Annotated in this window: 6 protein-coding genes and 1 pseudogene; 2 read left to right on the top strand and 5 right to left on the bottom strand. The window is 64.6% G+C overall.

The window, feature by feature from the left end; translation table 11 throughout:
• Nucleotides 1–569 (bottom strand): annotated as a pseudogene (locus GTP55_RS20535) (efflux RND transporter periplasmic adaptor subunit); the annotation flags it as partial.
• 266 nt (nucleotides 570–835) lie between these two features.
• Between GTP55_RS20535 and GTP55_RS20530 the strand changes: the two are divergent.
• Together GTP55_RS20530 and GTP55_RS20525 are read left to right on the top strand one after the other, a co-directional pair.
• Nucleotides 836–1519: a response regulator transcription factor gene (locus GTP55_RS20530; RefSeq protein ID WP_161046709.1), complete on the top strand. Its 684-nt coding sequence runs from the start codon at nucleotides 836–838 to the stop codon at nucleotides 1517–1519.
• Nucleotides 1512–2945, top strand: coding sequence for a sensor histidine kinase (locus GTP55_RS20525; protein ID WP_161046708.1), 1434 nt, complete (start codon nucleotides 1512–1514; stop codon nucleotides 2943–2945). Before GTP55_RS20530 ends, GTP55_RS20525 begins: the two co-directional genes overlap by 8 nt.
• Nucleotides 2946–2987: 42 nt before the next feature.
• On the opposite strand, the gene GTP55_RS20520 is transcribed toward GTP55_RS20525, so the two are convergent.
• The 4 genes from GTP55_RS20520 to GTP55_RS20505 are packed head-to-tail and all read right to left on the bottom strand — an operon-like array spanning nucleotide 2988 to nucleotide 6634.
• Nucleotides 2988–4388, bottom strand: a complete 1401-nt coding sequence (locus tag GTP55_RS20520; protein ID WP_161046707.1) for a hypothetical protein — start codon at nucleotides 4386–4388, stop codon at nucleotides 2988–2990.
• Complete coding sequence (locus GTP55_RS20515) at nucleotides 4385–4813, bottom strand: ExbD/TolR family protein (RefSeq protein WP_161046706.1); 429 nt, start codon at nucleotides 4811–4813, stop codon at nucleotides 4385–4387. The genes GTP55_RS20520 and GTP55_RS20515 overlap by 4 nt, the downstream gene beginning before the upstream one ends.
• Nucleotides 4803–5528: a MotA/TolQ/ExbB proton channel family protein gene (locus GTP55_RS20510; protein ID WP_202423803.1), complete on the bottom strand. Its 726-nt coding sequence runs from the start codon at nucleotides 5526–5528 to the stop codon at nucleotides 4803–4805. Before GTP55_RS20510 ends, GTP55_RS20515 begins: the two co-directional genes overlap by 11 nt.
• A gap of 47 nt (nucleotides 5529–5575) precedes the next feature.
• Nucleotides 5576–6634 (bottom strand): S41 family peptidase, encoded by a 1059-nt coding sequence (locus GTP55_RS20505; RefSeq protein ID WP_161046705.1) that lies wholly within the window; start codon nucleotides 6632–6634, stop codon nucleotides 5576–5578.
• Nucleotides 6635–6725 lie beyond the last annotated feature (91 nt).

The raw sequence follows: 6725 nt of genomic DNA, 5'->3' as shown, positions 1-6725 counted from the left end.
GGGCCGGCGGCGTGCGCACCCAGTTGGGCGAGGCGGGCGGCGGCGCGAGCGGCTTCGGCGGCGGCGCTGTCGTAGTCGCCCTGCGCCTGCTCGACGTCGCGCCTGGCGGCGATGTCCGACTGCGCCAGTTCGCGCTGGCGCGCCAGGTTGCGCTGCGCCAGCGATAGCGCGGATTGCGCCTTGGCGTTATCGGCGCCGGCCTGTGCCATGTCCGGCGCATCGATGGTGAACAGCACCTCGCCAGCCTTGACCTCGTCGCCCAACTGCTTGTTGAGGCTGACGATGCGGCCGGCCAGCGGCGGTGTCACCTTGACCAGCCGCGCCGGATCGGCTTCCACCAGCGCTGGCAGCGTGAACGGCGCGGCGATGCTCTGCTCGTCGATGGCGGCCACGGTCAGCGATCGCCTCAGCGGCGACTGCTCCGGTATGCGCAGCAAATCGCCCTCATGCACCAGCGACGGCACGTCGGCCGGCGCCGGCGTCTCGCTGGCGTAGGTGGCATACAGGCGCAGCGCGGCCGCGACCAGCACGGCGGACAAGGACAGTTTCAACAGCGTGGCTTTTTTCATGGGGTTTCTCCGGGCAAAGCGCGACCTGCATCGATGCCATTCAGCGCAGCCCGTCGTTCCGGCGCAGGCCGGAACCCATAGAACATATGCGTGCCGCGTATGGATTCCGGCCTGCGCCGGAATGACGGATCAAGCTGCTTGGTCGATGACTAATCTGGGAAGTGTCGCCATGGTAAAGAAATATGCTGCACCGCATCCTGAATTCTTCTTCAGGAAAGGCGGCCGGGGCCGCTGGTATACTCCGGCTGTCGAGTCGAGGGCAACCCATGCACATTTTGTTGGTAGAAGACGATCACAAGGCAGCGCGTCTGCTGGCCCGCGGGCTGGAGGAAGAGGGCTACACGGTCAGCGTGGCGCACGACGCGCACGAGGTCGACGCCGACCTGCTGGCGCGCGCCGACCTGGCCGTCCTCGACTGGATGTTGCCCGGCAAGGACGGCATCACGCTGTGCGGCGAATGGCGCCGGCGCGGCCTGCAACTGCCGGTGCTGATGCTGACCGCGCGCGACGCCCTGGCCGACCGCATCGCCGGCCTCAACACCGGCGCCGACGATTACCTGACCAAGCCGTTTGAATTCGACGAACTTCTGGCGCGTGTACGGGCGCTGCTGCGGCGCTCGGTGCGGGTGGCGCCGGTGCTGCTGCAGGTGGCCGATCTCAGCATCGATCCGCAGACGCATGCGGTGCGTCGCGGCGGCGCCAGCCTGGACCTGACGCCAAAGGAATATGCCATCCTGGATTTCCTGGTGCAGCACGTGGGCGAGGTGGTCAGCCGTTTGCAACTAGCCGAGCAGGTGTGGCACGCCGACCTGATCGCCATCGACAACCTGATTGACGTGCACATGAAGAATCTGCGCCGCAAGGTGGACGCGGCCGGCAGCACGCCGCTGATTGAAACCGTGCGGGGACGCGGCTTCCGTTTGGCGCCGGCGGGAGCGCCGGATGCTTAGCCTGCGCCGGCGGCTGGTGCTGATCCACCTGCTGGCCACCGTAGCGACGGTCGGCGCGACGGCGGTGGGCGGCTGGTGGCAGTTGTCGCGTTCGGTGCGCGGACAGCTCGATTCGGCGCTGCTGGCGCTGGCCGATACCGAGGTCGGCATGCTGGCCGACACCAGCGGCGCGGCGGTGCGCGTGCACGAAGCGGCGGCCGGCAGCGCGCCGCTGTCGCTGACGCGGCTCGACCGGCTGGTGCAGATCATCGACGGCAACGGCCGGGTGCTGGCGCGCAGCGCCAACCTGGGCGGCGACAAGCTGCCGGTGCCGGCGCGCCTGCTGGCTCAACTGGCGGCCGGCGAGACGGCCTTCGACACTTTGCCCGACGCGCGCGAGGAGCCGCTGCGTATGGTGTCGGTGCCGGCGCTGGTCGATGGACAGCGCTACGCGGTGCAGGTGGCCGGCTCGCTGGACGATGCCGATCACATCCTGCAATCGGCGGCGATTTTGTTCGCAGTGATGGCGACGGCGTTGCTGGCGCTGGTCGGCTGGGCCGGCGCGCGACTGTCGCGCCAGACCTTTGTGGCGATGGAAAACATCGTCGATCAGGCGCGCAAGATTGGGGACTCCAGCCTGGACCGGCGGTTGCCGCATCCGGGCAACGATGACGAGATCGGACACCTGGTCGATACGCTGAACGCCATGCTGGGACGGATCGAGCAGGCGTTTGAGGTGCAGCGGCGCTTCACGGCGGATGCGTCGCATGAGCTGCGCTCGCCGTTGTCGCGACTGCGCACGGAGATCGAAATCACGCTGCGGCGGCCGCGCTCGAATGAAGAATACGTCAGCGCCCTGCGCTCCTGCCTGGCCGAAGTCGGCGGGCTGACCATGCTGGTGGAAGAACTGCTGATGCTGGCGCGGCTGGACGCCGGTCAGCAGCTTGGGCAGGTGGAACTGGCCTCGCTGGCGGCGCTGGCGCAGGACACCATCAGCCGCTTGCAAGCGCCGGCCGCCGAGCGGCGCATCGCGATAGTATGCAAAGACGAGTTGTCAGAACGGGTGGAAGTGGACCGCGCGCCGGTCAGCCTGGTGCTGCGCAACCTGCTGGAAAACGCGCTGAAATTTTCGCCGGCCGACGGCCACATCACCGTGAGGCTGCAACGCGGCGCGGCGGGCGTGACCCTGTCAGTCGAAGACCAGGGCCTCGGCATCGCCGAGCACGAACTGCCGTTCCTGTTCGAGCGCTTTTTCCGCGGCACCGGCGCGCGCGCGGGCGAGGTGGACGGCGTCGGCCTCGGCCTGGCGCTGTCGCAATCCATCATGCAAGCCTACGGCGGCCGCATCGAGGCCGCCAACGCCCCCACCGGCGGCGCCCGCTTTACGCTGTTTTTGCCGGGGACGGCGGGCCAGGCGCCACCATCCGGCCAGAGCGGTATTGGGTGAATTGGCGGGAGCGCGGAGATCCGCCTCGGTCTCATGCGCCTGCTATTTCGTCAGCACCAATGAGAAAAACGTCCGTGAGGGCCCGTTCGCCAACTTGAAGAACAGCTTGTTGCGACCTTTCTTGAAATGCACTCTGCGTTTTGCCTCGGACATGTTGAAGTCATGGGCGTAGGTATTCTGCGTGTCATACAGGTCGCGCCAGAACGACGTTTTGTTGATGTTGCCGCCGGCCCAAATCCGTTCGTCATTGAGCCATATCTGGGCGTCATCATCCGCCCCTATCCATACCGTCAGGGTCTGCTCGCGGTCTAGCATGAGTTCGGTATAGCCGTAGTAGACAGCATCCTCGGCGAAGTCCGGCGGCACCAGCGGATAGCTGTCCGCGTTGAAGTAGCGCCACTGCACCACACGGTTGTCCTTGCCGCGATAGGCGGCGTCCAGCACCACACCGTCTTCGGGCGGATAGCGGTAGTTGGAAAAGAGTCTGCTGCCGTGTTTTCCTTCAAATGGTCCAATCAGATACCAGCTGTTGACGTACACGCGATTGGCAAATTCTCCGTCACGGCCCAGCATGCGGCCGACGCCTCTTATTACCTTGGCGGCATCGAGCGGAGGAATGCGACCGACGCCCGGATTGAAGATCCGCTCACCGTCACGCTCGTAGCTCCGGGAGACGTCCTTGGGCAGCGCCAGATCCCGATTGATAAACCTGGCGATCCGCTTGGCCATCTCGTCGTCGTCGCGGCCAGCGCCAGGGCGTGCCCGGCCGGCGTTGGCTGGTTCGCCGTTGGCGCCGATTCGTTGCGCGTTGTCGTGCCAGCCGCCGCTGTTGCCCGATGTGCTTTCGGGCGGACGCACGGGCACACCGCTGATACGCTGTTGGAGCTGCTGCTGCCGCTGTGCCAGCGACGTACGCGCGCGTTGTTCAAGCCGCGCGATCTCTGCCGTTAATTGTTCTGGTGTCCCGGCATCTGCTGGCGTCGCTTGTGGCGGCGCCGGGAGCGGCGTGTCCAATTGCTCCAGCGCCTGGGTCAGTGAAATGCCCTCGATCCGCGCGAGTTCTTCGGCTCTGAGGCGCGTTTCCACCTCGGCGATAGACGTCGACAACTGTCGCGCCTCGGCCAGCAATTCGGCGGCGGGCCTGGGTAGCGAAGTGGCGCTGAAATGCAGCTGGTCCGCAGCAGTATCGGACCAAGCATGCTCGCCGCCGCTTTGTTGCAGCAAGTCCTTGATCTGCTGCATATCCCGCACGCGCTTGTCCATGCCCGACAGCTTCGATAACTCAGCGCCGGCTCGCACCATCTGCTGTTGTCGCGCCAAGTCGATCCGATAGGCGCCAAAGTAGTAGAGCACTGCAATGAGTGCAGCGTGTGCAGTCAGCGACAGCAGGATGAACCTGTGCCGGCCGGTCAGCCCGGCCAGGCGGATGGCGACAAGCCTCATCGCGCGCTACGCGTGTGCATGGAGATATCGGTCAACCGCTCAAACTGGCACAAATCGAGCACGTGAACGATGTCCTGATACCTGGCCAGCTGGTCGCCATCAATACGCACCCGGCGCCTGGGATTGGCTGCCGCTTCCTGCTTGAGGCGTCCGTGCAGGACCTGGGTCGACACGCGCGCGCCGTCGAGAAACAACTGTCCATCCTGGTCCACGCCGATGACCAGCGGCGCGGCCCCGGCTTCATTCGGCTCCAGACTCACCTGCGAAACGGGCAGGGAAACCGGCAACTCGGCCTGTGGTTTCAGTGCGGACGGCTGTTTGAACGAGGTCGCCACCATGAAGAACATCAGCAGGAAGAAAATGCAATCGATCAGCGCGATCAGGCCGATTTCCGGCTGCTCGTCGTCGCCCAGGTCAATTCGCATGGGACACCACCTGTAACGGCTGCGGCGGTGCGTCTGTCCCGAGGAACCATTCGCTGATCAGGCTGTTGATCTTTTTTTCCAGCGTCAGGCCGAAAAACGCCTGGCGATTTTTGAAGAAGTGATGCATGGCCAGCGCCGGCAGCGCAACGCTCAGGCCGCAAGCGGTATTGATCAACGCTTTCGATATGCCTGCCGCCAGCAGAGCCGGATTGCCCATACCCTCGGAAAACGCGATCACGTGGAATGCGTCGATCATGCCAATCACGGTACCCAGCAGGCCGACAATCGGCGCGACGGTCGCCACGATCGCCAGCGCATAGGCTTTTTGCTGATGGTGGCGCAATTCGATCGAGGCGACATCGCCGGCGCCGCTGTTGACGATGGCATAGCCGAGGTGCCGGTGCGTGACCACGTAGGCGATGACGCGGGCCAGGGTGCTGTCCTGGTCCGCCAGCAGTTGCTGCAGCCTGGCGAAGTCCCGCGCTGCCCACAGCGGTTTGACGCGGTCAATCAGCCCGTCTGGCACAACGTAGGCCGTGCGGAAATGGACCAGGCGCTCAATCGTGACGGCGACCAACAGAATTGACAATCCGAGCGTCAACAGGATGGCGACGCCGCCGTCGGCGACCTGCGCCAGCAGGTTGAAGCCGGCGCCGAGGGCGAGGTTAGGTATCGCGAGGCCGGCCAAGAGCGCCATGCTGAAGAGTTTTCGCATACTGTATCCAAGGTGATGGTGGGCACGCAGCATATTGATAGGGGATGTCAGCGATCGGTGGCAACCCGCGGTGCGCCGCCGTTCAGTTGTCGCTGCATCAGATCCTGGGCCACCGCAAGTGCATCGTCGACCTTGGCCGCAACATCCGGGATGACGCCCACGCCTTCCCAGTTGGTATGGGTAATCGGGCTGATCGAGCGCCTGCTGGGTATGAAGGCGACAAAATGCTCGCTGAGACGATAGGGGCGCGCAGCGTTGGCGCCACCCCACGTGCGTTCGCCGATCACGGTGGCGCGCTTCAGCGCCTGCATCTGGTACGCGAATGATTCGGCGGCGGACTTGGTATCGGGGCCGACCAGGATGACGACCGGCTTTTTGCCGCCGTAGCGTTTGCCGTCCAGCTTGTCCTGCGTCCAATACTGCGTGGTAAGCCCGGTCGCGCGTTCCCAGGTGTCGTCGAGGCGGGTGCGCTGGTCAACAAGATAGCTGATCAGGAGCGCCACGGAGTCGCCCCCGCCACCGCCGTTGTGGCGCAGGTCGATGATGAGGCCATCGGTGTTGGCGAGTTTATTCATCATGGCGGCGAACTTGTCGGCGATCAGGAACACCGGCCCAAATCCGGAAATCTGCAGGTAGCCGATATTGGGGGCGAGGTGATCGACCTTTTCCACACCCAGGCTGGATGCCAGGATGCGTTGCAGCGCTTCGGGCGGGACCTGTTTTTCCCACTCCGCCCGGGTCTGGGGTGGCGGCGGCATGGCATCATCCGGCGGCACCGGGCGGGCGCTGGCGTCGACCAGCATGTGCTTGTCGTGAATAACGTCATCAATGTCTTCCATCAGCTGTTTGGCCAACTGCTTGCCGTCATTGATCGCATCGTATTTGCCGTCGCGCTGGTGCTGGCGCAAGACGACTTCGGCTTGCCGGGCTTTGTCTGGAAAGACGTAGTTGGCGTTCAGCTTGGCGATCAGCGTATCGATGACCTCCAGCCGGGTCGCCCGATCAACCGCCACTGGCGTCGGCCCCGGCGCCGGCGGCGTGCCGGCGATCGCCGCTGTCACGGACAACATTAGCAAAGACAAGGTGACCATCCATTTGTTTTTCATTGTTTTCCTTTGATAATTCATCGGGTTGAAATCGCTGCGCCATTCTAGTGGCGCGGATGCCGGTGCTTTCCCGCATGCGACGAACGGCCGA

This window comes from Duganella margarita (assembly GCF_009857535.1).
In the GTDB taxonomy this organism is placed as follows: Bacteria; Pseudomonadota; Gammaproteobacteria; order Burkholderiales; family Burkholderiaceae_D; genus Rugamonas; species Rugamonas margarita.
The sequence above is the reverse complement of the archived record's forward strand: the minus strand, read 5'-3'. Positions and strand labels throughout refer to the sequence as shown.